At 65.1% G+C, this 22,471-nt stretch carries 20 protein-coding genes; 10 read left to right on the plus strand and 10 right to left on the minus strand.

Annotated features, from left to right (window positions below; genetic code table 11):
- Positions 1–159: 159 nt before the first annotated feature.
- Positions 160–1,029, plus strand: a complete 870-nt coding sequence (locus G467_RS0113265) for an alpha/beta fold hydrolase (RefSeq protein ID WP_022970230.1) — start codon at positions 160–162, stop codon at positions 1,027–1,029.
- A gap of 13 nt (positions 1,030–1,042) precedes the next feature.
- On the opposite strand, the gene G467_RS0113270 is transcribed toward G467_RS0113265, so the two are convergent.
- Complete coding sequence (locus G467_RS0113270) at positions 1,043–1,696, minus strand: DsbA family oxidoreductase (protein WP_022970231.1); 654 nt, start codon at positions 1,694–1,696, stop codon at positions 1,043–1,045.
- Positions 1,697–1,979: 283 nt separating this feature from the next.
- Between G467_RS0113270 and G467_RS0113275 the strand changes: the two genes are divergently transcribed.
- The 6 genes from G467_RS0113275 to G467_RS0113300 are packed head-to-tail and all read left to right on the plus strand — an operon-like array spanning position 1,980 to position 9,247.
- Entirely contained in the window at positions 1,980–3,227 is a 1,248-nt protein-coding gene (locus G467_RS0113275) for an efflux RND transporter periplasmic adaptor subunit (protein WP_022970232.1), read from the plus strand.
- Positions 3,228–3,268: 41 nt separating this feature from the next.
- Positions 3,269–3,931, plus strand: a complete 663-nt coding sequence (locus tag G467_RS0113280; RefSeq protein ID WP_022970233.1) for an ABC transporter ATP-binding protein — start codon at positions 3,269–3,271, stop codon at positions 3,929–3,931.
- A gap of 10 nt (positions 3,932–3,941) precedes the next feature.
- A complete protein-coding gene (locus G467_RS0113285; RefSeq protein WP_022970234.1) occupies positions 3,942–5,225 on the plus strand; it encodes an ABC transporter permease in 1,284 nt (427 codons plus the stop codon).
- Positions 5,225–6,427 carry an ABC transporter permease gene (locus tag G467_RS0113290; protein ID WP_026802688.1) on the plus strand — a complete coding sequence of 401 codons (1,203 nt, stop codon included), beginning with the start codon at positions 5,225–5,227 and terminating at the stop codon, positions 6,425–6,427. The genes G467_RS0113285 and G467_RS0113290 overlap by 1 nt, the downstream gene beginning before the upstream one ends.
- A 31-nt stretch (positions 6,428–6,458) precedes the next feature.
- Positions 6,459–7,859 (plus strand): sigma-54-dependent transcriptional regulator, encoded by a 1,401-nt coding sequence (locus G467_RS0113295; protein WP_022970236.1) that lies wholly within the window; start codon positions 6,459–6,461, stop codon positions 7,857–7,859.
- On the plus strand, positions 7,856–9,247 hold the full coding sequence (locus tag G467_RS0113300) for a sensor histidine kinase (RefSeq protein WP_022970237.1): 1,392 nt from the start codon (positions 7,856–7,858) through the stop codon (positions 9,245–9,247). The genes G467_RS0113295 and G467_RS0113300 overlap by 4 nt, the downstream gene beginning before the upstream one ends.
- Before the next feature lie 19 nt (positions 9,248–9,266).
- On the opposite strand, the gene G467_RS17645 is transcribed toward G467_RS0113300, so the two are convergent.
- From G467_RS17645 to G467_RS17650, 8 genes are all read right to left on the minus strand, one after another.
- Positions 9,267–10,403 (minus strand): MvdC/MvdD family ATP grasp protein, encoded by a 1,137-nt coding sequence (locus G467_RS17645; protein ID WP_022970238.1) that lies wholly within the window; start codon positions 10,401–10,403, stop codon positions 9,267–9,269.
- A gap of 34 nt (positions 10,404–10,437) precedes the next feature.
- Positions 10,438–12,264: an ABCB family ABC transporter ATP-binding protein/permease gene (locus G467_RS16875; RefSeq protein ID WP_022970239.1), complete on the minus strand. Its 1,827-nt coding sequence runs from the start codon at positions 12,262–12,264 to the stop codon at positions 10,438–10,440.
- A 96-nt stretch (positions 12,265–12,360) separates the two neighbouring features.
- Positions 12,361–12,522: a hypothetical protein gene (locus G467_RS18095; RefSeq protein WP_155844900.1), complete on the minus strand. Its 162-nt coding sequence runs from the start codon at positions 12,520–12,522 to the stop codon at positions 12,361–12,363.
- A gap of 262 nt (positions 12,523–12,784) precedes the next feature.
- Positions 12,785–13,564, minus strand: a complete 780-nt coding sequence (locus G467_RS16880) for a lytic transglycosylase domain-containing protein (protein ID WP_022970241.1) — start codon at positions 13,562–13,564, stop codon at positions 12,785–12,787.
- A gap of 58 nt (positions 13,565–13,622) precedes the next feature.
- Positions 13,623–14,066 (minus strand): diguanylate cyclase, encoded by a 444-nt coding sequence (locus G467_RS0113325; protein WP_022970242.1) that lies wholly within the window; start codon positions 14,064–14,066, stop codon positions 13,623–13,625.
- A 134-nt stretch (positions 14,067–14,200) separates the two neighbouring features.
- Positions 14,201–14,584 carry an HU family DNA-binding protein gene (locus tag G467_RS0113330; protein ID WP_022970243.1) on the minus strand — a complete coding sequence of 128 codons (384 nt, stop codon included), beginning with the start codon at positions 14,582–14,584 and terminating at the stop codon, positions 14,201–14,203.
- A gap of 180 nt (positions 14,585–14,764) precedes the next feature.
- On the minus strand, positions 14,765–15,208 hold the full coding sequence (gene cueR, locus G467_RS0113335) for a Cu(I)-responsive transcriptional regulator (RefSeq protein ID WP_022970244.1): 444 nt from the start codon (positions 15,206–15,208) through the stop codon (positions 14,765–14,767).
- A gap of 180 nt (positions 15,209–15,388) precedes the next feature.
- Entirely contained in the window at positions 15,389–15,589 is a 201-nt protein-coding gene (locus G467_RS17650) for a hypothetical protein (protein ID WP_022970245.1), read from the minus strand.
- Between the two features lie 151 nt (positions 15,590–15,740).
- On the opposite strand from G467_RS17650, the gene G467_RS0113345 reads away from it, so the two are divergent.
- The 3 genes from G467_RS0113345 to G467_RS0113355 all read left to right on the plus strand — a co-directional run bounded on the left by G467_RS0113345 (position 15,741) and on the right by G467_RS0113355 (position 20,682).
- Positions 15,741–17,132 carry a 3' terminal RNA ribose 2'-O-methyltransferase Hen1 gene (locus G467_RS0113345; protein ID WP_022970246.1) on the plus strand — a complete coding sequence of 464 codons (1,392 nt, stop codon included), beginning with the start codon at positions 15,741–15,743 and terminating at the stop codon, positions 17,130–17,132.
- Positions 17,129–19,678, plus strand: coding sequence for a polynucleotide kinase-phosphatase (locus G467_RS0113350; RefSeq protein ID WP_022970247.1), 2,550 nt, complete (start codon positions 17,129–17,131; stop codon positions 19,676–19,678). Before G467_RS0113345 ends, G467_RS0113350 begins: the two co-directional genes overlap by 4 nt.
- Positions 19,679–19,743: 65 nt before the next feature.
- Positions 19,744–20,682, plus strand: coding sequence for a cation diffusion facilitator family transporter (locus G467_RS0113355; protein ID WP_022970248.1), 939 nt, complete (start codon positions 19,744–19,746; stop codon positions 20,680–20,682).
- A gap of 86 nt (positions 20,683–20,768) precedes the next feature.
- On the opposite strand, the gene G467_RS16885 is transcribed toward G467_RS0113355, so the two are convergent.
- Positions 20,769–22,463 carry a sensor domain-containing diguanylate cyclase gene (locus G467_RS16885; RefSeq protein WP_022970249.1) on the minus strand — a complete coding sequence of 565 codons (1,695 nt, stop codon included), beginning with the start codon at positions 22,461–22,463 and terminating at the stop codon, positions 20,769–20,771.
- Between the last annotated feature and the right edge of the window lie 8 nt (positions 22,464–22,471).

Consider the following 22,471-nt stretch of genomic DNA (forward strand, 5'->3'; position numbering starts at 1 on the left):
GCGTTGCCGAGCAGTCGCGGTCGATCGCCGAAGAGCGATCGGCATGCAACATGCTCGATTTTCCTGATGTGGTCGGCGCGTTGTTGCCGGCCGTTTGCAGGTCGCCATGGTGAATAGCCGGCCGGTAAATCACGAAGTGCTGAAAGTCATAGGCGCACGATGAATACAATTTCCATTCAGCAATGGCGTGCTAGCGGCGATTACTTCTCATACCGAGAACGCCATCGCATTTTTCATTGCATCGGTGGCGATGTTCTGGCTCCGCCGCTGCTGCTGATCCACGGATTCCCCACCGCATCCTGGGATTGGCAGGCGCTTTGGCAGGATTTGTGTCGGAATTTTTACGTGATCGCGCCCGACCTCATCGGCTTCGGTCTCTCCGACAAGCCGCGCCGGTACGACTATTCGATCTTCGATCAGGCTGATCTTTGCCAGGCCTTGCTGAACCGGCTCGGCGTGGCGCATTGCCATGTCCTCGCGCACGACTACGGCGACACCGTCGCGCAGGAATTGCTGGCGCGCCACCTCGAGAACCGGGCGCGGCTGGACTCGATCTGCTTTCTCAACGGCGGCCTGTTTCCGGAAACGCATCGACCGGTGTTGATCCAGCGCCTGCTGAAATCGCCGATCGGCGGACTGGTCGCACGCCTGACCAGCAAGCGTCGCTTCGCCGACAACCTGCGCCGCATATTCGGAGAGGACACCCCGCCCGACGACGAACACATCGACACGTTCTGGGACCTGCTGCGCGCGCAGGACGGGTTGCTCGCGATGGCGCGACTGATCGGCTACATGGACGAACGTCGTGCGCATCGCGCCCGCTGGGTCGGCGCGCTCGAACGCAGTGCAGTGCCGATGAAGCTGGTGGTCGGTGCAGCCGATCCGATTTCCGGCGAGCACATGACGCAGCGTTATCGCGAACTCATCGCCGCGCCCGACATCAGCCTGCTGCCGCGCACCGGCCACTACCCGCAGGTCGAAGCGCCCGAGGCCGTGCTCGCAGCGTATCGGGCCTTCGTCGGGCGATAGCGGACGCGTGCGTTCAGGCCAGACCAGCGATCTCGCGCAGCGCGCGCTCGAACACCTCGACCGGCTGACCGCCGGAAATCAGGTGTCGCTGATTGATGATGACGGCCGGCACGGCACGGATGCCCTGGCTGGCGTAGAAGGTTTCGTCTTCGCGCACGGCGTCGGCGTATTCGTCGGTCGCCAGGATGGCGCGCGCACGCTCGGCATCCAGACCCACCTCGGCGGCCAGCCGCACGAGAACCTCGTGTGCGCCGGGATTGTCGCCGTCGGTGAAGTACGCGCGGAACAGCGCATGCTTGAGCGCCCGCTGCCGGCCGTCGCCCTGTTCGCCGGCCCAGTGCAGCAGGCGATGCGCGTCGAAGGTGTTGTAGATGCGCCGACGCTTGTCGAGTCCGAACTCGAAGCCCAATGCCGCGCCGCGCGCGTGCAGGGCCTGGCGGGCCTGCTCGCGCTGCTCGGGCGTGGAGCCGTACTTCTTTGCGAGATGCTCATCGATGTCCTGGCCTTCGGCCGGCATCTGCGGATTGAGCTCGAAAGGCTGGAAGTGCAGATCCACCGTCACCGCGTCGCCGATCCGGAGCAATGCCTGTTCCAGGGACTTGAGGCCGACGATGCACCAGGGGCAGGAGACGTCGGAAACAAAATCGATCTTGAGCGGCACGGACATGGGGGAGTCTCGGAAGGCGTCGTGGCGACGATGGCGTCTGCCTCTCGTCAATGCGGTCGGCCGGGAGCGGTTTCAAGAGCCTGGGGGCGTGGCAAGCGCCGGTCTTAGACTTGCCGGTCGGTGTTCGATATCGAACACCCTTGTTCGTGACCGACCAGCCCAACGCGCAACGAACTCACCCAGAAAACGCGTAAGCCACTGATTGCAAGGCGGCTTTCGCGCGCGGGGACGCTTGGCACAACCCTTGCTCTTGTCTGTGCATCCCCGCACCGAAGCACAGCCCATGGACCAACCGATCAGCGCACAGACCCTGCAGCAGCGGCAGCGCATGAAATTCGCGCTCGCCGGCGCGGCGTTGCTGGCCCTGATCGTTCTGGCCTGGGGCATCAACCGCATGCTCAGCCCGAGCATCGACCTGTCCGACATCCGCGTCGCCGAGGTGCACACCGGCAGTATCGCCAACACGATCAATGCCTCCGGCGTCGTCATCCCGGTGCATGAAGAGCAGGTGCCGAGCCCGATCCAGACCCGCGTCGCCCGCGTGCATGTCAAAGCCGGACAGGAAGTCGCCGCCGGCGAGCTGCTGCTGGAACTGGACGACCACACGGTCCAGCTGGCGATCGACAATCTCGAGGAACAGATCGCGCAGCAGGAAATCCGCGTGCAGGTATTGACGCTGGAGATGCGCCAGAAACAGAAACAGCTGACCAGCGAGATCGAGCTCCTGCGCCTGGACCTGGAAAGCGCGAAGGTCCGCCTCGGTCGCTACCAGCGCCTGGAGAAGATCGGCGCGTCGTCCGCGGCCGACCTCAATGCCGCCGAGCTCGTGGTCAAACGCACCGAGATCGAACTGCGCCAGCACCGCGAATCGGTCGCCGATGCGCGCCAGGCCACGCAGACCAATATCCAGGGCGCCGAACTGCAGAAGTCCATCCTGCTCAAGGAGCTCGAACAGCAACGCCATCTGCAGGCGCAGACCAAGGTACGCGCCCCGTTCGCCGGCATGCTGACCTGGGTGCTCGCCGACGAAGGTGCCAGCGTCGGCAGCGGCCAGCTCGTCGCGAAAGTCTCCGAGCTGCACAACTACCGCGTCGAAGCGACGGCCTCGGATTTCTACGCGCGCTATCTCGAACCCGGTCAGGCGGTACGCGTGGGCTACAGCGGGCAGACGCTCGCCGGTCGCGTGCAGACGATCCTGCCGGAAATCCAGAACGGCACCGTGACCCTGCTGGTCACGCTCGACAAGCCGAACTATTCCCTTCTGCGCAACAAGCTGCGCGTGGACGTCAACATCGTCACCGAACAGAAAGCCAACACGCTGGTGGCCGACACCGGCCCGGCCTTCAACGGCCGTGGTCGCCAGGACATCTTCGTCCTCGACGGCGACATGGCGCGCAAGAAACAACTCGATGTCGGACTCGGCGACGGCCGTGCCGTCGAGATCCTCGCCGGCGCCAAGGCCGGCGACCGCCTCATCGTGTCCGACGTCAGCCGATTCAAACACCTCGACGCTTTCCGCGTCTCCCGTTAATCCCGCCTTTCCCTCCCTCCTCCGACACTGAGAGCGACGCCATGATCAGACTGCAAAACATCAGCAAGACCTACCAGACGGACAAGGTCGAGACGCTCGCGCTGAAAGACATCAACCTGCACGTGAAGAAGGGCGAGTTCCTTTCCATCATGGGTCCGAGCGGCTGCGGCAAGAGCACCTTGCTCAACCTCATCGGCCTGCTCGACCAGCCCGGCACCGGCGCGATCAGCGTCGACGGCAAGGAAGTGAAGTCCTATCGCGACAAGGACGTGGCCCAGCTGCGCAACCGTACCTTCGGTTTCATTTTCCAGAGCTTCCACCTCATCAACGACCTGCACGTCATCGACAACGTCGAATTGCCGCTGCTGTATCGCTCGGTGCCCGCGGCCGAACGTCGTCGCCTCGCCAAGGAAGCCCTGGAAAAGGTCGGCCTCGGCGCGCGCATGGAGCACTACCCCAACCAGCTTTCCGGCGGTCAGCAGCAGCGCGTGGCGATCGCGCGCGCGATGGTCGGCAAGCCGCAGGTCCTGCTCGCCGACGAACCGACCGGCAATCTCGACAGCCAGATGGGCGCAGAAGTCATGGACCACCTGGTCAAGCTCAACCAGGAAGGCACCACCGTGGTCATGGTCACCCACGACGAGCGCGAGGCCAAGCGCGGCAGCCAGATCATCCGCGTGTTCGACGGCCAGCTGGTCGCCTGAGGAAGAACCCATGTTCAAGAATTATCTGCTGACCGCGTACAAGGTCTATACCCGGCGCAAGCTGTTCACCGCGATCAACCTGCTGTGCATCACGATCACGCTGATGGTGCTGCTGGTGGTCACGGCCCTGCTGCAGAACGCGTTTTTCCCGACCGGCGTCGAAGGCAAAAGCGATCGCTTCGTGCAGGTCACCACCCTGGTCTCGCTGACCAAGGACGGCCAGGGCAGCCGCACGAGCCCGCTCGGCTACAAGGTCATCGAACAATACCTGCGCCCGATGAAGACGCCGCAACTGGTCGCCGCCGCGTCCGGTCCGCGCACCGTGTCGGTCTATCAGGACGATCGCGTCACGGAACTGCAGCTGCGTCGCACCGATGCCGGCTATTGGAAGATCCTCGACTTCACTGTGCTCGACGGCCGCCTGCCCTCGGCGGAAGACGACACGCTCGGCCGCTTCGTCGCCGTGCTGAACCGGACCACGGCGGGCAAGTTATTTCCCGGCGTTCGCGCGGTCGGCCAGAAGCTCAACATCGGCGGTCAGCAGTTCGAAATCATCGGTGTCGTCGAAGACGCGATGCACGTCAACGCCTACGCCGACATCTGGGCACCGATCACCACGGACCCGTCCACCGAATACCGCAGTCAGATGTCGGGCGAGTTCGTCGCCTTGCTGCTGGCCAAGAGCCCGGCGGACATTCCGCGCATCCAGGAGGAAGTCGCGCAGATCGCCAAGACGATCAAGTTCGACCAGCCCGCCGCCTGGAATCATGCCGCGCAGATCAGCCTCGAGGGACCGGACGACTGGAGCCAGGCCTTCATGTGGGCGGATACCAAGCTCGACTTCTTCGCGCGCGGCCTGCTCGGCAACGAACGTTCGGCGGATTCCGGCGCGGCCTATCTGCTCACCGGCATCGGCGTGCTGATGCTGTTGTTCATGCTCTTGCCGGCCCTGAACCTGGTCAACCTCAATACCGGCCGCATCATGGAGCGCAGCACCGAGATCGGCGTGCGCAAGGCTTTCGGCGCGTCGAGCGGCACGCTGGTGATCCAGTTCGTCATCGAAAACGTGCTGCTGTGCCTGGTCGGCGGCCTGCTCGGTCTGATGCTCGCCAAGGGCGTGCTCGTGTGGCTGGAGAACTCGGGCCTGATTCCCTACCTGAAGGTGGACATCAATCTCGCGGTGTTCTTCTACGGCCTGATCATCACCATCGTATTCGGCCTGCTCTCGGGCGTGATTCCCGCCTGGAAGATGTCCCGCCTCCATCCCGTGCAAGCCCTCAAGGGAGCCGCCTGATGTTTCGTCAATTCCTGAAACCGATCTGGAAGCGCAAGTCCAGAAACCTCATGCTCAGCCTGGAAATCGGACTGACCTTCGTCGTCGTTTTCGCGATCGCCGCCGCGGCGTGCCGCTACTACCAGCTCTATCACCTGCCGATCGGTTTCGACTACACCGATGTCTGGTCCGTGCAGATGGAGCAACCCAACGACGAGGGCATGAAGAACGACGCACTGACCTATGACAAATTCAAGCGCAGTCTCGAAGCGCTGCCGCAGGTCCAGCAGGTCGCCTTCGCCAACTCCTCGCCCTACGAACACTCCACCTGGCGAACCACCTACTCGCTGCCCGAGGGCGGCCGCGAGGCCGACAGCGACCTGATGACGGTCAGCGACGAGTTCTTCGCCGTCATGGACATGCCCCTGACCGAAGGTCGCTGGTTCTCGAGTGCCGATGAAGGCGCGGCGCGCGAGCCGGTGGTGATCAACCGTCGTCTCGCCGAGGCCCTGTTCCCCGGCAAGAGCGCGATCGGGCAGATCCTCAGCGACGGCGAGCAAGGCAGCAAGGACCGCCAGCAGTACACCGTGGCCGGCGTCGTCGAGGATCTGCGCAACCATGGCGAATACATGGTGCCGACGAACTTCCTCATCGCCCGCTTCTCGACGCAGACGAGCAAGCGCGGTGTCACCACGATCCTGTTGAAGGTCAAACCGGGTACCGAGCGCGTCTTCGAGTCGACCCTGAGCAATCAGCTCAAGCTGGTGCGCAACGACTGGTCCTACCGCATCTCGCCGCTGAGCGATCTGCGACGTTCGCGGCTGCACGACACGGTGGTGCCGCTGATCGTGTTTTCGGTGATCGCCGGGTTCCTGCTGCTCATGGTCGCGTTCGGCCTGTTCGGCGTGCTCTGGCAGAACACCACCCAGCGCATTCCCGAAATCGGCCTGCGCCGCGCGATCGGCGCGACCGCCGGCGACATCTACCGGCAGATCATCGCCGAACAGTTGTTGCTGACCACGCTGGCGATGCTGGTCGGTCTGGTCCTGCTGGTGCAGTTGCCGATCACCGGCGTGCTTGGGGAAAACCTCAGCTGGCCGCTGTTCTTCGTCGCCGCCGGGGTGTCGATGGCGATCATGGCGCTGGTGTCGGTACTCTGCGCTCTCTATCCTGCGTGGCGGGCCAGCCGGCTGAGTCCGACGCAAGCCCTCCACTACGAATAACCGGTTCAAGGCGGCGCTCATCAACACCCCGATGGAAAATTCCCGCAAGCAGCGCGTGCTGGTCGTCGACGACGACAGCTCGGTGCAGGTCTCGCTGGCCCTGTTGCTCAAGCAATCGGGCTTCGAGGTACTGACCTGCGACGAGCCGCGCCAGGTGCTCGCGACGCTGGCGAGGGTGCCGGTCGACCTGGTCCTGCAGGACATGAACTTCTCGGCGCAGACCAGCGGCGAGGAGGGATTGGCCTTGCTCGCCGAGATCAAGGAACACTACCCCGCCCTGCCCGTGCTGCTGATGACTGCCTGGGGTTCCATCGCCCTGGCGGTACGCGGCGTCAAGGTCGGTGCGGCGGATTTCTTCACCAAGCCCTGGCAGAACGCGCAGCTGGTCGAACTCATTCGCACCACGCTGGAGCTGGCGGTGCCGCGCTCGCCGATGCGGCTGGACCGGCATGCGCTCGACAGCGAGTTCGACTTCAGCGGCATCGTCGGCGAGCACCCGGACCTGCTCAAGGTGCTGTCGACCGTCGCGCGCGTGGCCAAGACGCGCGCGCCGGTACTGATCCTGGGCGAGAGCGGCACCGGCAAGGAACTCATCGCCGATGCCATCCACCGCAACAGCCCGCGCGCGGGCAAACCGGCGGTGAAGATCAACATGGGCGCGATCACGTCCTCGCTGTTCGAGAGCGAGATGTTCGGTCATGTCAAAGGCGCGTTCACCGATGCACGCACGGACCGCAAGGGCCATGTCGCGAGCGCGTTCGGCAGCACCCTGTTTCTGGACGAAATCGGCGAGCTCAACCGCGCCGACCAGGTCAAGCTGCTGCGCGTGCTGCAGGATCAGAGCTACCGCCCGGTGGGCGCCAGCACCGCCGAGCAGGCCGATGTGCGCATCGTCTCGGCGACCAACCGCGAGCTCGCCGAACTGGTCGCGGGCGGGGAATTCCGCGAAGACCTGTATTACCGCCTGAACCTGATCACCCTGCGCCTGCCGGCCCTGCGCGATCGCCGCAGTGATATCCCGCTGATCGCCACGCAATTGCTTGCCGATCTCGGTGCGGACTACGGCTTGGACGCGGTGTCTCTGTCTCCAGCCGCGATGGAATGGCTGTGCGCGCAACCGTGGCCGGGCAATATCCGACAGCTGCGGCAGGTACTGGAACGCACGATGCTGCTGGTCGGCAAACGCGTGCTCGACCAGGCCGACTTCCTGCAGGCCGAGCGTGGCGATTCCGATCCAACGCGTCCGGGCCTGCGCGTCGATGGCATGACGCTGGAACAGGTCGAGCGGCACCTGATCGAACAGATGCTGCAGCAGCATCAAGGCAATATCTCGCGCGTCGCCAAAGCCCTGGGCCTGAGCCGCGCGGCGCTGTATCGACGCCTGGAGAAATACGGATTGACCGGCGTCGGCGATCCCGGAGACGCCGCGTGAGCTTGCGTGATCGCCTTACGGCGTATCTGGTCGGGCTGCATCTGGCGTTTTTCGGGCTGACGCTGTGGCTGTATCGCGAGCAGCCGCTGGTGGTGGTGGTCGCGGAGGTTTTCCTGGTCGCCAGCCTGCTCGTCGGCGTCGCCCTGCTGCGCCGGGCCCTGCAACCGCTCGATTACGCGCGCCGCTTCCACGAACTGCTGCAGGACCAGAATTACGCTGCCCGCCTGCAACAGGCGCCGAACGACGAACTCGCCGGCATCGTCAGCCTGTTCAACGGCATGCTCGATGCCTTGTACCAGGAGCGCCTCAAGCTCGGCGAACAACGCGGCTTCCTCGATCGCCTGCTCGAAGCGACGCCGAGCGCCGTGATCGCCTTCGATTTCGACGGTCGCATCAGCCTGATCAATGCCAGCGCAAGCCGCCTGCTCGGTCTCGTTGAACCTGAGGGCAAGACCCTGGCCGACTGGCAGCAGGCCAAGGCGCGCTTCGCCGATGAACTCGATGCTGCCGGTCGCGAACGCAGCCTCGACCTGCTCGCGCAGCTCGACGCCCTCGCCCTCAACGACAGCCGCCTGCTCGTCGACGCCAACGGTCGCCGCTATCGCGGCCTGCGCAGCCATTTCTTCGACCGCGGCTTCGCCCGGCATTTCCTGCTGATCGAGGAATTCACCGAGGAACTGGAAAGCTCGGAGAAAGCCACCTACGAAAAACTCGTGCGCGTGCTCGCCCACGAGGTCAACAACACGGTGGCGGCGACAGGGTCGGTGCTCGACTCGCTGCTGTTCTACCAGCCGCAGCTGACGGCCGCGGACGGCGCCGATTTCAGCACCGCGATCGAGGCGGTCAAACGACGCAATACCAGCCTCGGCGAATTCATTGAACGCTTCACGCGTGTGGTGAAGATGCCCGCCGCCGACCCGCGCCCGGTCGACGTACGCGCGATGACAGAGGACATCCTGCGTCTGTACCGCGAGCCCTGCCGCAGCCGCGGCATCGCCCTCGACTGGATCCGCTGCGATGCGATCCCGGCGCTGTCCCTGGACCGCAATCTTATGGAGCAGGCCTTGCTCAACATCATCAAGAACGCGATCGAAGCCGTGGACGAGACGATGCGCGACACGGGCGCAACGACCGGCCACGTGCATCTGGAGCTCGCACGGGAAGACACGCGCGTGCGGCTGTCACTGATCGATTCCGGTGACCGCCTCGGCGAACTGCCCGCCGGGCAGATTTTCACGCCGTTCTTCACCACAAAAAAAGGTGGCCAGGGCATCGGCCTGCTGTTCGTGCGCGAAGTACTCAACCGGCATGGGTTTTCGTATCGCCTGGCCGCGACCGGCCAGGGCGAAACCCGTTTCGATATCTGGTTTCCGGGCAGCACGGCCTGAGCTGCGGCCCCGACCTGCATTACTCGCGCATTTCGAATGAGCGGGGAATCAGGATGTGCCGTGCGGGATCGGGTTCGAAATCGGCCTGGGCGTCCATCCAGGTCTTGAACCCGGAGAAATCGCAAATCGGACTCGCGGCATCGTAGCGATAGCCCGGATCGCGACTGATCAGGAACTTCACGAAGCAGTCCAGCAGGGGCAAGCCCGGATTCATGTCCTCGAGCCAGATGAACTGGCCCATCTCGTTGACTTCCAGGAAGACGTACTCGCCCGCCGGCGTCACCACGATGTCGATGCAGCCGAACACCAGGCCCAGCCGCGTCATGAGCGCGAGGCACTTGGCCTCGATCTCGGGCGGCAGGGCGTAAACGTCGCACTGGATCTCGTTGTCGAGCTGGTTGGCACGCCAGTCGGTCAGGTAGAAGCCGTCCTTCTGCGAATCCAGGCGCGCGGCGAACACCGAGCGGCCGATCACGGTGATGCGCAGCTCGTAAGCCTTGTCGAGGAATTCCTGGTAGATACCTGGCGCGTTCGATAGCGACGCATCGTTGCGCAACAGGTCTTCGGTCAGCACCGAGGTGAAGGTCGCATGCACTTTCTCTTCGGCGACCCAACAGGCTGCGGTCAATGGCTTGTAGATCGCCCGACCGCCATGCTGGCGGAAGAAACCGCGGATCTGTTCGGGATCGTTCGAGAACAGGGTCTTCGGAATCCGCAGGCCGACCGCCTTGGCATTGAGCAACTGCACCGGCTTGCGGTCGGCGCGCAGTTTCGCCTGCAGCGGATTGACCCAGAAGCGCTCGCGCTCGTCGAGCATGTGCATGGTCGCGCGCATGAACTCGCCCGATTCGGCCTGCGAGAAACGGCTGTCGGCCGGATGCAGATCTGGCGAGGCGATCGGCTGGTACCAGCGGCGCAGCCAGATCGCGTCGGCATCCTCCAGCGTCATCGCGCGGTAGTTGCGCGCGCAGGAAAACTCGACCGCATCATCCGCGCCAGAGCGCGTCGTCTCGCTGTCGAAATGCAGGCTGATCGCGCTCTTCTGCGGAAAATCGTGCGTGTACAGGACGACGGAGTCTTCGCCGGCGCTTTCCAGTCCCCAGGCAACGGCGCGGGCGTGGATATCCCAGGGGTCGGCGACGATCAGGGTTCTCATGGAAGCTCCGGAAGAAGGACGGAAGGAAAGGAAGTCAGAGCGCCACGCCGGCGCGTTCGGCGTACCGCGCGGCAAAGTCGCGGTCGTCAAGACCTTCGCGCGTCTGCTGCTGCATCGCCCACAACGCGGCGTAGTGGCCACCGCCGGCAAGCAGGCTGCGATGCGTGCCGCGTTCGACGATACGGCCGTGGTCGAGCACGAGGATTTCGTCGGCGTCGACGATCGTCGAAAGCCGGTGCGCGATGATCAGGGTGGTGCGCTGGCGCGCGATTTCCGCGATCTCGCCCTGGATGATGCGCTCGGTGCGCGTGTCCAGCGCCGACGTGGCTTCATCGAACACCAGCAGGACGGGATTCTTGAGCAGGGTGCGCGCGATCGCGATGCGCTGCTTCTCGCCGCCAGACAACTTCAGGCCGCGCTCGCCGACGCCGGTGTTGTAGCCCAGCGGCAGGCTCTCGATGAAATCGTGGATATGCGCGGACTTCGCCGCCGCCACGACCTCGGCGCGCGTGGCCTCGGGACGCCCGTAGGCGATGTTGTAGTAGATCGAGTCGTTGAACAGCACCGTGTCCTGGGGAACGATGCCGATCGCCGCACGCAAGGACGCCTGGCTGACCGTGCGGATGTCCTGGCCATCGACGAGGATGCGGCCGGCGTCGACGTCGTAAAAGCGGTACAGCAGCCGCGCCAGCGTCGACTTGCCGGCACCGGTCGTGCCGACGGCGGCGAGCGTCTTGCCAGCGGGAATGTGGAAATCGACCTCGAACAGGATGCCGCGATCGGGCTGATAGCCGAAACCGACCTGTTCGAAGCGCACGCTGCCGCCGGCAATCGCCAGCGCCGGCGCCTCGGGAAGGTCGCGTACTTCCACGGGCTCGTCGAGCAGGGCGAACATGCGATCGGTATTGGCCAGCCCCTGCTGCACTTCGCGATAGAGCATGCCCAGGGAATTGAGCGGCGCCGCCAGCTGGATGAGGAAGGCGTTGACCAGGACCATGTCGCCCAGGGTCATCTGCCCGGCCGACACGCCGACAGCGGCGCGCCACAGCAGCAGACTCAAACCGACCGCGACGATCGCCGACTGGCCGATGTTGAGCACCGATGCGGTCTTGAGGCTGACGATCGCCGCTTCCTCAAGTTGGCGCAGGCTGTGGTCGAAGCGGTTGAATTCGTGTTTCTCGCTATTAAAGTATTTGACCGTCTCGTAGTTGAGCAGGGAATCGACCGAGCGGGAATTGGCCTCGCTGTCGGCCTCGTTCATCGATCGGAAGAAGTTCAGTCGCCACTCGGTCGCCGCGTAGGTGAAAAGGCCGTAGCCGATCAGCGTCGCCAGGGTGATGACGGTGAAGCTCCAGTCGTAGCGGACGATCAGGATCGCCGCGACCACGCCGACTTCAAACAGGGTCGGCAGGATCATGTAGATCGACCAATCGATGAGATCGGCGATCGAGGTCATGCCGCGCTCGATGTCGCGACTCACGCCGCCGGTGCGGCGGTCGAGATGGAAGCGCAGGCTCAGCGAATGCAAATGCGCGAACACGCGCAGGGTGATCACGCGCGTCGTGCGCGTCAGCACGCGCGCGAACACGATGCCGCGCGCTTCCTGGAACAAGGAGGTCGACAGACGCAACGCGCCGTAGCCGAGCAAGAGCAGGGTCGGTACCGCGATGACCGCGGTGCGCGTATTCATCGCGTCGATGAGCTGCTTGAGCAGCACCGGTACGCCGATGCTGGCGAGCTTGGCCGCGACCACGAACGCCAGCGCGAGCAGCACGCGCGCCCGGCATTCCCAGATGGTCGGCAGCAGCCGGCGGAACACGCCGAAGAAGGTGACGGGACGCCTGTTCGAGGATGAATCCATTGCACCGCCCGCCTGTCGTGCCAGCAAATGAGCCGGATGCAGGAGACCTGCACCCGGCCCAGACAACGCGGTGATGCATCACCGCGCAGTGAATCCTTACGGAATCTGGTCGCCGTTGTCGGCGTAGTCGATCTCGCGCGTCGGACCCGTGCGGGTGAAGGTCGAGCGACCGACATTCGCGTTGGCGTTGGCGTCATACGGCGCCGTTTCGATAGCGACTTTACGGCCGATCAAACGAGTTTCCATTGCGTCGTTCATTTTTACGCTCCGTTGTTTGCATGGCGGTCACGACGACCGCTCGCGGAACCTAGCGGAATTTTTTTCGCCTGGGATGTGCCGTGGGACGAACAGCGAAGTTTCGGTGATGAACGAAGTTGAGTATCCGTGCGCGCGATTAGAGTTTTGCAATGCATCAAGCTGCATTGCTGATTGAAAGAGCACATTGTTTGTAGAGTCGCAGTCGCGGGGTGAGTGCTGATCACCTTACCTTCGCGTTCCGTTAAACACGCGACATTCGCACTTAGCGCGCGCGTTTTTTCTTTTTCGGCGGCGGATTCAGTACGGCCTGGTATCGTTCGCGCAACACGAGCACCTTGGCGACATAGTCTTCGGTCTCCGCATACGGCGGCACGCCGCCGTAGCGCGCGACCGTGCCGACGCCGGCGTTGTACGCGGCCGCGACCAGGCTTGGATCGTTCTTGTAGCGACGTAGCAGATCCTTGAGATGCTTGGCGCCGGCGTAGATCGACTGCGCCGACGAGAACGGATCGGTGACGCCATATTGCTTCGCCGTATCCGGCATGAGCTGCATGACGCCTTGCGCGCCTTTGGGCGAGACGGCAGCGGCATCGAAGCCGCTCTCGACGTGCGCGATCGCACGTAGCCATGCCTGGTCGACGCCGGTGGCATTGGCCGCCGCGCGGAAATCGGCCGCGTACTTGTCCAGCACCGGCGGGCCCAAGGCCCCGAGTCCGGCATGCGCCTGCGCACCCGGTGGCGTGCTCACGGTGAAGCCGAGCACTTTCACCGACCCGGGCAGGTTGCGCGTGCTGTAGACCGTGCGGCCGTCCTGCTGGCGCTCGTACAAGGTGCCGCTGATCACGCCCATCGCGCCCCAGAGATTGGGCAGCTTGGCGGCGTTGTCGTCGATCTGTTTGGCCTCGCAGCGCGAACCCGGTTCGGGCGCCGTCGCCAGGCTGACGGTGCCGTCGCGCACGCACCGGTAGACCGTGCGCGCCTGCGCGCCCGCCGGTATGGCGATGAGCAGCAGCGATGTCAGCGCGAACCACGCTCGGGTCATGGCGCGAGTGTAGAACGGATCGGTCGCCAAACCGGTCGCGGCGCGCGAATGGCGCGGCTCAGGTGTAGCGCAGGATCACGAAGGTGATGACCACCGATAGCATGAAGCCCGCGATCAGATAGGCCAGCCCGCCCACCACCATCGCCGCGAGACCGGCGAAGGCGCCGACTGCGATGCCCGACAAGGTCGCGAAAAACGTGTAGGCCGTCACCAGGATGGCCGCAGCGACGATATTGCTCAAACCATCGACGATCGGCGTGCGCGATGTCGTGGCGATCTTCCAGGCCAGGTGCGCGGCGATGAAGGGCGCGAACAGCATCGCCGTCAGGGACAGCAGGCCGTAGGCCAGACCGGCCGAGAGCAGCAGCGCCGCCACGCTGGCCAGCGCCGCGCGGCCGTCGCCGGGTGCCACGAGCGCCGCCAGGCCCAGGCCCGTCAGCACGACCAGAGCGAACAGACCCAGGCCGCCGATCATTTCCTTGCCGCTGAGACCTTCGCTCATGCCTGTCCTCGCTTAAGCGCTTCGCACCGGTCAGCGACGCGGCGCGATGCCATAAAAAAAGGCGGGCGGCGATCGCTCGCCAGCCCGCCCGGGGGATGCGGCGGCCAAACGGCGCGCCGCAATCCTGGCAGCAATTACGCCGCAGCGTCCTTGAGCTTCTTCAGCGGACGCACCTTGACCTTCACGGTGGCCGGCTTGGCAGCAAACCACTGCTCTTCCTTGGTGAACGGGTTGATGCCTTTGCGCTTGGGCTTGGCGGGGACGCTGACGGCGCTGATCTTCAGCAGGCCCGGCAGGGTGAACGAACCCGCGCCCTTCTTGCTGACGGAGGCAGCGACGGCGCCTTCGAGCGCGGCGAGAACAGCGCGCACGTCCTTGGCGGCAACGGCGGCGGCTTCGGCGATGTGCGCGACGAGGCCGGACTTGCTCAGCGCCTCTTTGATCGGCTTGACGGCGGCCGGCTTGGCGGCGGCTTTCGGGGCAGCCTTCTTTTTCACAACTTTCTTGGTCTTCGCCATAAATATCCTGGTGGTATTCGATGGATGGATGGTTTGCCTGGAAATCATCTCGGCATGCGGAATGTAGGCCAAGCTGATCGCGCCGCCAAGCCCATAAGCGAAAAAAACCGCACTTTTCGCGCTATTTTTTTTCCAGGCCCCACCGAAGCACTGAAAACAGGCCGTCCGGACGCACCGCGATCACTGCCGGGCGAGGTCGTCGAGGATCGGACATTCCGGTCGCTGGTTGCCCTGGCAGTGCCGCGCGAGGTCGGCCAATGTGCGCTGCATCGCCTGCATTTCGGCGATTTTCGCGGCCAGTTCGTCGGCGTGTCGCTGCGCGAGCTGCTTGACCTCGGCGCTCGCCCGCTGGCGGTCGTTCCACAGTCCGAGCAGGACGTCGATCTGTTTCATCGCAAAACCCAGGGTGCGCGCACGCTTGATGAAACGCAGGCGGTGCAGGTCGGCATCGGCATACAGGCGATAGCCGGCGAAGGTGCGCGCCGCGGCGGGAATCAGGCCAATGCCCTCGTAATGCCGGATCATCTTCGCGCTGACACCGGTCGCCGCCGAGGCCTCGCCGATGTTGTGGAAACCCTGCTGGCGCGCATCGGCCAGTTCCGGTCGTGGGGTGTGAGTGCGCATGTCGCGATCCTCCTGCCGGGCCCGCCTGCCCTGAAACGCCGAGGCGGCGTGCGGTCGGACAAGGCTGCGGCTTGCCATCATGGGAAGGTCAACGCGATGCCGCAAGTCGGGTCGTTTCTCGGCACCGGCGAACGGCCACCGCGACTGGCGGTTGACCTTCCCACCGGGACAAGCCCGAACCTAGTCCTGGCGGCAATCGGCCGCTCTTTCCAGGACCCACATCATGAACACCTCTCCGAAGAACGCTCCCGCCACCCAGACCGGCAGCGACACCCAGGCCTCCGCCCCGAGCTGCCGCTGCTGCCAGTGCGGCGACTGCAAGTGCAACCCCTGCCGCTGCTGCAGCTGCGAGTCGTGCGGCTGCGCGAGCTGAATCCTCATCGATTCGCACGCGCCTCCCGGGAGCCAGATCACAATTCTGGCTCCTTTTTTTTCGGCGGCGCTGCTGGCCGCGCAAAACCGCTAAAATCAGTGTTTGCACGCAGATTTCGCGGGCCTCCGTAAAAACGCGCGATCAGCGTCGGGAATCACCATGCAGTTGAAGATTGGCACCCATCACTCGCCCGCCACCGACCTGGGCTACCTGCTGTCGAAAAATCCCGACCGGCACCAGAGCTTCGACCTGCCGTTTGGCAAGGCTCATGTCTTCTATCCCGAAGCCAGTCCGGAACGGTGTTCCGTGGTCTTGATGGTGGACGTCGATCCGGTCGGTCTGGTGCGCGGCCGTGGCGAAGGCGACGGCCCGCTGACCCAGTACGTCAACGATCGCCCCTACACCGCGTCTTCGTTCCTGGCCGTCGCGATCGCCCGCGTTTTCTCCAGTGCGATGTCCGGCGACAGCAAATCGCGCCCGGAGCTGGCGGCGAGCGCCATCGCGCTGGATGCGGAGATTCCCGTGCTGCGCTGTCGCGGCGGCGAAGCCAAACTGCGTGCATGCTTCGAGCCGCTGGGCTATGTGGTCGAGACCGAAGCGCTGCCGCTCGATGACGCGTTCCCGGACTGGGGTACCAGCCAGTATTTCCGCCTGCGTCTGACCGGCACCCTGCGCCTGGCCGACCTGCTCTCCCATCTGTACGTGCTGTTGCCGGCCATCGACGGCGACAAGCACTACTTCATCGGCGACGACGAGGTGCTAAAGCTCGTGGACAAAGCCGGCACCTGGCTGCCCACGCATCCCGAACGCGACTGGATCATGACGGGCTATCTCAAGCGACGCCGTTCCCTGGTGCGCGATGCCCTGGCGAAGCTGCTCAACGAACCGGAGGAAGAGGTCGAAGCGCAGTCCGAGGGTCGGGATGAAGGTGAGCAGGCCCTCGAGCGCAGCTTGAGCCTCAACGAGCAGCGCATGGCCGACGTGGAACGCGTCCTGCTTGCCTCCGGCGTACGTTCGGTCGTCGATCTGGGCTGCGGCGAGGGCCGGCTTCTGAGCCGGCTGCTGGAGCATCGCCAGTTCGAGCGCCTGCTCGGCATCGATGTCTCGAATCTTTCGCTCGAGCGCGCGGCCGACCGCCTGCATCTGGATCGCCTGCCGCCGCTCAAGCGCGCGCGCATCGACCTGCAACAGGGCAGCCTGACCTATCGTGATGCCCGCCTCACCGGTTTTGATGCCGCGTGCGCGGTCGAGGTCATCGAGCACATCGACCCGCAACGCCTGCTCGCGTTCGAGCGGAACGTGTTCGAGTTCGCACAGCCGGCCGTCGTGCTGATCACCACGCCGAACGTCGAATACAACGTCCGCTTCGAGCGGCTCGAACACGGCACGCTGCGCCACAGGGACCACCGCTTCGAGTGGACGCGCGCGCAGTTCCAGGAATGGGCCGAGGGCGTGTGCACGCGTCATGGCTATCGGGTGGAATTCCTGCCCATCGGCCCGCTCGACCCGGCGCTCGGCCCACCGACCCAGATGGGAGTGTTCAGCCGATGAGCATCGTGAAGATTCCGCATCTTTCCCTGGTCGCCCTGATCGGCCCGTCGGGTGCCGGCAAATCGACGTTCGCACGCCGGCACTTCCTGCCGACCGAGGTCATTTCCTCGGACTTCTGCCGCGGCCTGGTCGGAGACAACGAAAACGACCAGTCGGTTACCAAGGACGCCTTCGACATCCTCTATGCCATCGCGGCCAAACGCCTGGCCGCGGGACGATTCACGGTCATAGACGCGACCAATGTCCGGCCGGAAGACCGCAAGCGGCTCATCGCACTGGCGCGCGAGTACCACGTGCTGCCCGCCGCGATCGTCTTCGACCTGCCCGAGCGCGTCTGCCAGGAACGAAACTCCCTGCGCGCCGATCGCGATTTCGGCCCGCACGTGATCCGCTCGCAGATCCAGCTGATGCATCGTTCGATGCGCGGCCTCGAACGCGAGGGTTTCCGCAACGTCAATGTCCTCAAGACCGTCGACGATGTCGCGAACGTGGTCATCGAGCGTCAGCGCCTGTGGAACGACCGGCGCGACGATCACGGCCCCTTCGACATCATCGGCGACATCCACGGCTGCCGCGACGAGGCTGTCGCGCTCCTGCAGGAACTGGGCTACGCGGTCGCCGGCACGCGCGATGCGCCGCAAGTGACGGCACCGGAAGGCCGTCGCGCCCTGTTCGTCGGCGACCTGGTCGACCGTGGCCCGGATTCGCCGGGCGTGCTGCGTCTGGTCATGCACATGGTCGCCGCGGGCACGGCACTGTGCGTCCCGGGAAACCACGACGTGAAGCTGATGCGCAAGCTGCGCGGCCGGGATGTGCGCATCAGCCACGGTCTGGCGGAAACCCTGCAGCAGCTCGAAGCCGAGCCCGACGCATTCCGCAAAGAGGTTGCCGATTTCGTCTACAGCCTGGTCAGCCACTACGTGCTCGACGATGGCCGCCTCGTGGTCGCCCATGCGGGACTCAAGCAGAGTCTGCAGGGCCGCGCGTCGGGCGCCGTGCGCGACTTCGCGCTGTATGGCGAAACCACCGGCGAGACCGACGATTACGGCCTGCCGGTGCGTTACGACTGGGCCGGTGAATACCGCGGCGAAGCAATGGTCGTGTACGGCCACACGCCTGTGCCGGAACCCGAATGGATCAACCGCACCCTGTGCGTGGATACCGGCTGCGTCTTCGGCGGACGCCTGACCGCGTTGCGCTACCCTGAGCGCGAACTCGTGTCCGTGCCGGCTGCGCGTATGTATTACGAACCTGTCCGCCCGGTCGCCGCCGAACCGGCGCCGCAGTCCGCGGCGCGCGATGCCGTGGTGCTGGACATCGACGATGTGCTCGGCAAGCGCATCATCAAGCCGCGGCTCGGACGAAGCATCACGATCCGCGACGAGAATGCCCGCGCGGCGCTGGAAGTGATGAGCCGCTTTGCCGTCGATCCGCGCTGGCTGATCTACTTGCCGCCGACCATGGCACCACCCGCCACGGCGCCGGACGGCGATTTGCTCGAGCGCCCCGCGGAGGCCTTCGACTATTTCCGCAGCGAAGGCATCACCGAGCTGGTGTGCGAGGAAAAGCACATGGGCTCGCGTGCGGTCGTTGTCCTGTGCCGCTCGGAGGACGTCGCCGCGAACCGCTTCGGTATTCGCGACGACGGCCGCGGCGTCATCTACACGCGTACCGGCCGCCGCTTTTTCCAGGAGGGCGAGACCGAATCGATTCTTCTGGCGCGGCTGGACCGTGCCATGGAAACGGCGGGCCTTTGGCAACATTTGGCGACTGACTGGATCGCCATCGATATCGAACTGCTGCCGTGGTCGGCGAAAGCGGAGGAGCTTTTGCGCAAGCAATATGCGCCTACCGGCGCAGCCGGACTTGCCTCGCTGCGGGCGACGCGCGACTGGGCCGCGCAAGCGGCCGATCGCGGCCTCGATGTCGCCGACCTGACCGCGAAGCTGCAGTCGCGCCACAGCGCCGTCGAGCGCTATGTCGAGGAATATCGTCGCTACTGTTGGACCGTCGCGGGCCCCGACGACCTGCGCCTGGCACCGTTCCACATCCTCGCGCATGAAGGCGCCACGACCCTGCCCAATGGCCATCGCTGGCATCTGGACATCATCGACCGGCTCTGCGACGCCGATCCGGGCCTGTTCCGCCGGACCGATCGACGCTACGTCGATTTGAAAGATCCCGACAGCGAACGCGCCGCCAGCGAGTGGTGGCACGCCATCACCACGGGCGCGAGCGAAGGCATGGTCATCAAGCCCGTCGACGGCATCGTCAGCAGCCGCAAGGGTCTGGTGCAGCCGGCCATCAAATGCCGGGGTCGCGAATACCTGCGCATCATCTACGGTCCGACCTACACCGAGCCTGAGAACCTGGCGCGCCTGCGCCAGCGTGGACTGGCGTCGAAACGCGCGCTCGCGCTGCGCGAGTTCGCGCTCGGGCACGAATCCCTGCATCGTTTCGTCGAGCGCGAGCCCCTGTATCGCGTTCACGAATGCGTGTTCGGGGTGTTGGCGCTGGAAAGCGAGCCCATCGACCCGCGTCTGTAGCGCGGAGCGGGTCCGGACGCGCGCCCGGCAGATGAAATACACCGGCACATTGACTAAGGTGCACCATGGGACACGATCACGATCACGGTCTGAGCACGATTCGCCATGAGCGGCCCCTGTGGTGGGCGCTGGCGCTGACCGGCGCGTTCCTGCTCGTCGAACTCGCCGGCGCGTGGCTGAGCAACAGCCTGGCGCTGTTGTCGGATGCCGCGCACATGGCGACCGATACGCTGGCGCTTGCGATCGCGCTGGTGGCGGTCCGTCTCGGCCGGCGACCGCCGGATGCCAAACGCACGTTCGGCTATGCGCGACTGGAAGCGATCGGCGCGCTGGTCAATGGCGGGCTGCTGTTCCTGGTCGCCGGCTACATTCTCTGGGCGGCGATCGACCGTTTCCGGCATCCGCCGCAGGTCGCGACCCTGGGCATGCTCGTCGTCGCGGGCATCGGCCTGGCGGTGAACCTGCTCGCGATGCGCCTGCTCAAGGCCGGCAGCGGCGAGAGCCTGAACATGAAAGGCGCGTATCTGGAAGTGTGGAGCGACATGCTCGGCTCCGTCGCGGTGATCCTGGGCGCGGGCTTGATCTGGGCGACCGGCTGGACGGTCGTCGATCCGATCCTCGCGGTGCTGATCGGCCTGTGGGTCTTGCCACGCACCGGGTCGCTCGTGCGCGAGGCGATGCATGTGCTGCTTGAAGGCGTGCCCAAGGGCCTGGATCTGGCCGCACTGCGCGAAGCGATGCTGGCGACGCCTGGCGTCGCTTCGATCCACGATCTGCATGTGTGGTCGCTGAGCAGCATGCGTCCGGCGATGGCCGCGCACGTGGTGCTCGCCGCAGGTGTCGCCGATGCGGTGGGCACGCGGCTGATCCTCGCGGAAATGCTGGAAACCCGCTTCGATCTGCACCACGTGACCTTGCAGATGGAAACCGATCCCTGCGCGGAGCCCGGCTGCGAGACCGCCGCGACAGCGGCCGCGGATCGGCACCACGGGCATTCGCACTAGCGAACGCTTGGTCACCACGTCCTGACCCTTGCCGCGCACCGCGGACGTGATCATCGCCGCTCGCCAACGGCCGCGGCACGACGCGATCAGAGCTCGGCCACGTGCACCCGGTCCCGGCCAGCTGCTTTCGCGGCGTACAAGGCCTTGTCGCCGGCCTGCATCAGCAGCGAACCGGGGACTTCGTGACCGGGCATCATGGCGATGCCGATCGACAGCGTCACGCCCGGCAGCGGCCGGCCCTGATGCTCGACACGCATGGCGGCGACCGATTCGCGCAGCAGTTCGGCGCGCGCCATCGCGATCTCGCGCGGCGCCTCGGGCATGATCAGGGTGAACTCCTCGCCGCCGTAACGGCAGGCGATGTCCTCGCTGCGCGAGCGCGACTGCAGCAGCTGACCGAACGCGGCGAGCACGGCGTCGCCACCGGCATGTCCGTAGCGATCGTTGAAGGACTTGAAGTGGTCCAGGTCCATCATCAGCACCGCCAACGGCAAGGATCGGCGCTGGCAGCGGGCGATTTCGCGCGCCAGGCATTCCTCGAGGTAGCGACGGTTGAACAGGCCGGTCAGCGGGTCGCGCAGGGCCTGGTGACGCAGGGTTTCGCGCAGGCGGATATTGGCCAGCGCCAGGGACAGTTGCTCGCAGGCATTGAGCGCCAGGTTGATACCGAAAAGCGGTCCCGGACCGGGCCCACTGAGATACAGCCAGCCCATCAGCTCGCCCTGGGCGCTCAGCGGGATGCAGGCCGTGGCGTGGATGCCGGCCCCCGTCGCCGTTTCGAGATGCCCGCAATGCACGCCACGCAGCACGTCGTCAACGAAATAGGGCTGGTTGCGGCGCACGGCCCAGCAATCGGTCAGCGCCGGCGCTGGATGCGATGGCACGGCATGCACACGCCAATGCGCGACGATGTCGGCGTGATCGCGCGAGGCGCGCAGCAGGTAGATCGTGCCGGCCGCTTCGGGCAAGAGGCCGCTCAGCGCCTGGCGCGTGATCTCGAACATCTCCTCAGATGTCGACGAGCTTTGCAGCATGCCCGAGTAGTTGCTGAGGAAGCCCAGGTCGATCGACAGCTGCTCGAGCTGGCGCACCGAGGTATTCAGCTCCTCGTTGTAGGTGATCGCAGCGCGCTCGGCGACCTGCCGTTCGCGGTTTTCCCGCCGCAGCATCAGGTAGATGTAGCCGAGCAGGAACAGGCTGAAAGGAATGCCGATCGCCGTGCCACCGACCAGGGCCAGCAGGGCCTCGTCGGAGCGGCGCGCGCGCAGGGCAAGCAACTGCTCTTCCGCTTCGCGCATCTGGTGCAGGAGCGCATCGATCTGGTTCTGCACCGATGAAATCGCTTCGGCATGAATGATCGCTGGCGCCGACTCGGCGCTGCCGGTCGCACGATACGTCGCCACCGAACCCTCCGAGTAACGCAGCCGGTCGCGAACGCTTGCCAGCAGACGGGAGCCGCGTGCCTGCTGCTCGGGATTGTCGGCAACCAGCGGCGGCAGTGCCTCGATCGAATGCAGCAGTTGCGCACGGTGCACCCAGAACCGGTCGCGCTCCTCGATGCGTCCGGTCAAAAGATAGCCGCGCACATCCGAGACCGTCTCCTGCTGCGCGCGGGAAATGGCGTCCAGCGACTCCATGACCTCGTGCGTATGCGCGACCCAGGTCGAATGCCGACGAAACTGCAAGCCGCTGAAAACGATGTAGGAGCCCAACGCGATGAGGACCGCGGCGGCCACGAAAAAGCCATAGTTGCGAACGGCTTTCCTGGTGACGGACTTCACATACTTCC

Origin of the sequence: Arenimonas oryziterrae DSM 21050 = YC6267 (assembly GCF_000420545.1) — a bacterium.
Lineage (GTDB): Bacteria > Pseudomonadota > Gammaproteobacteria > Xanthomonadales > Xanthomonadaceae > Arenimonas > Arenimonas oryziterrae.

Coding starts and splice junctions, on each gene's coding strand:
- G467_RS0113280 (WP_022970233.1), top strand. CDS start 3,269: ATGATCAGACTGCAAAACATCAGCAAGACCTACCAGACGGACAAGGTC.
- G467_RS0113295 (WP_022970236.1), top strand. CDS start 6,459: ATGGAAAATTCCCGCAAGCAGCGCGTGCTGGTCGTCGACGACGACAGC.
- G467_RS0113290 (WP_026802688.1), top strand. CDS start 5,225: ATGTTTCGTCAATTCCTGAAACCGATCTGGAAGCGCAAGTCCAGAAAC.
- G467_RS0113350 (WP_022970247.1), top strand. CDS start 17,129: ATGAGCATCGTGAAGATTCCGCATCTTTCCCTGGTCGCCCTGATCGGC.
- G467_RS0113355 (WP_022970248.1), top strand. CDS start 19,744: ATGGGACACGATCACGATCACGGTCTGAGCACGATTCGCCATGAGCGG.
- G467_RS17650 (WP_022970245.1), bottom strand. CDS start 15,589: ATGAGGATTCAGCTCGCGCAGCCGCACGACTCGCAGCTGCAGCAGCGG.
- G467_RS16875 (WP_022970239.1), bottom strand. CDS start 12,264: ATGGATTCATCCTCGAACAGGCGTCCCGTCACCTTCTTCGGCGTGTTC.
- G467_RS0113345 (WP_022970246.1), top strand. CDS start 15,741: ATGCAGTTGAAGATTGGCACCCATCACTCGCCCGCCACCGACCTGGGC.
- G467_RS0113270 (WP_022970231.1), bottom strand. CDS start 1,696: ATGTCCGTGCCGCTCAAGATCGATTTTGTTTCCGACGTCTCCTGCCCC.
- G467_RS0113325 (WP_022970242.1), bottom strand. CDS start 14,066: ATGAGCGAAGGTCTCAGCGGCAAGGAAATGATCGGCGGCCTGGGTCTG.
- G467_RS0113275 (WP_022970232.1), top strand. CDS start 1,980: ATGGACCAACCGATCAGCGCACAGACCCTGCAGCAGCGGCAGCGCATG.
- G467_RS0113285 (WP_022970234.1), top strand. CDS start 3,942: ATGTTCAAGAATTATCTGCTGACCGCGTACAAGGTCTATACCCGGCGC.
- G467_RS17645 (WP_022970238.1), bottom strand. CDS start 10,403: ATGAGAACCCTGATCGTCGCCGACCCCTGGGATATCCACGCCCGCGCC.
- G467_RS16880 (WP_022970241.1), bottom strand. CDS start 13,564: ATGACCCGAGCGTGGTTCGCGCTGACATCGCTGCTGCTCATCGCCATA.
- G467_RS0113330 (WP_022970243.1), bottom strand. CDS start 14,584: ATGGCGAAGACCAAGAAAGTTGTGAAAAAGAAGGCTGCCCCGAAAGCC.
- cueR (WP_022970244.1), bottom strand. CDS start 15,208: ATGCGCACTCACACCCCACGACCGGAACTGGCCGATGCGCGCCAGCAG.
- G467_RS18095 (WP_155844900.1), bottom strand. CDS start 12,522: ATGAACGACGCAATGGAAACTCGTTTGATCGGCCGTAAAGTCGCTATC.
- G467_RS0113265 (WP_022970230.1), top strand. CDS start 160: ATGAATACAATTTCCATTCAGCAATGGCGTGCTAGCGGCGATTACTTC.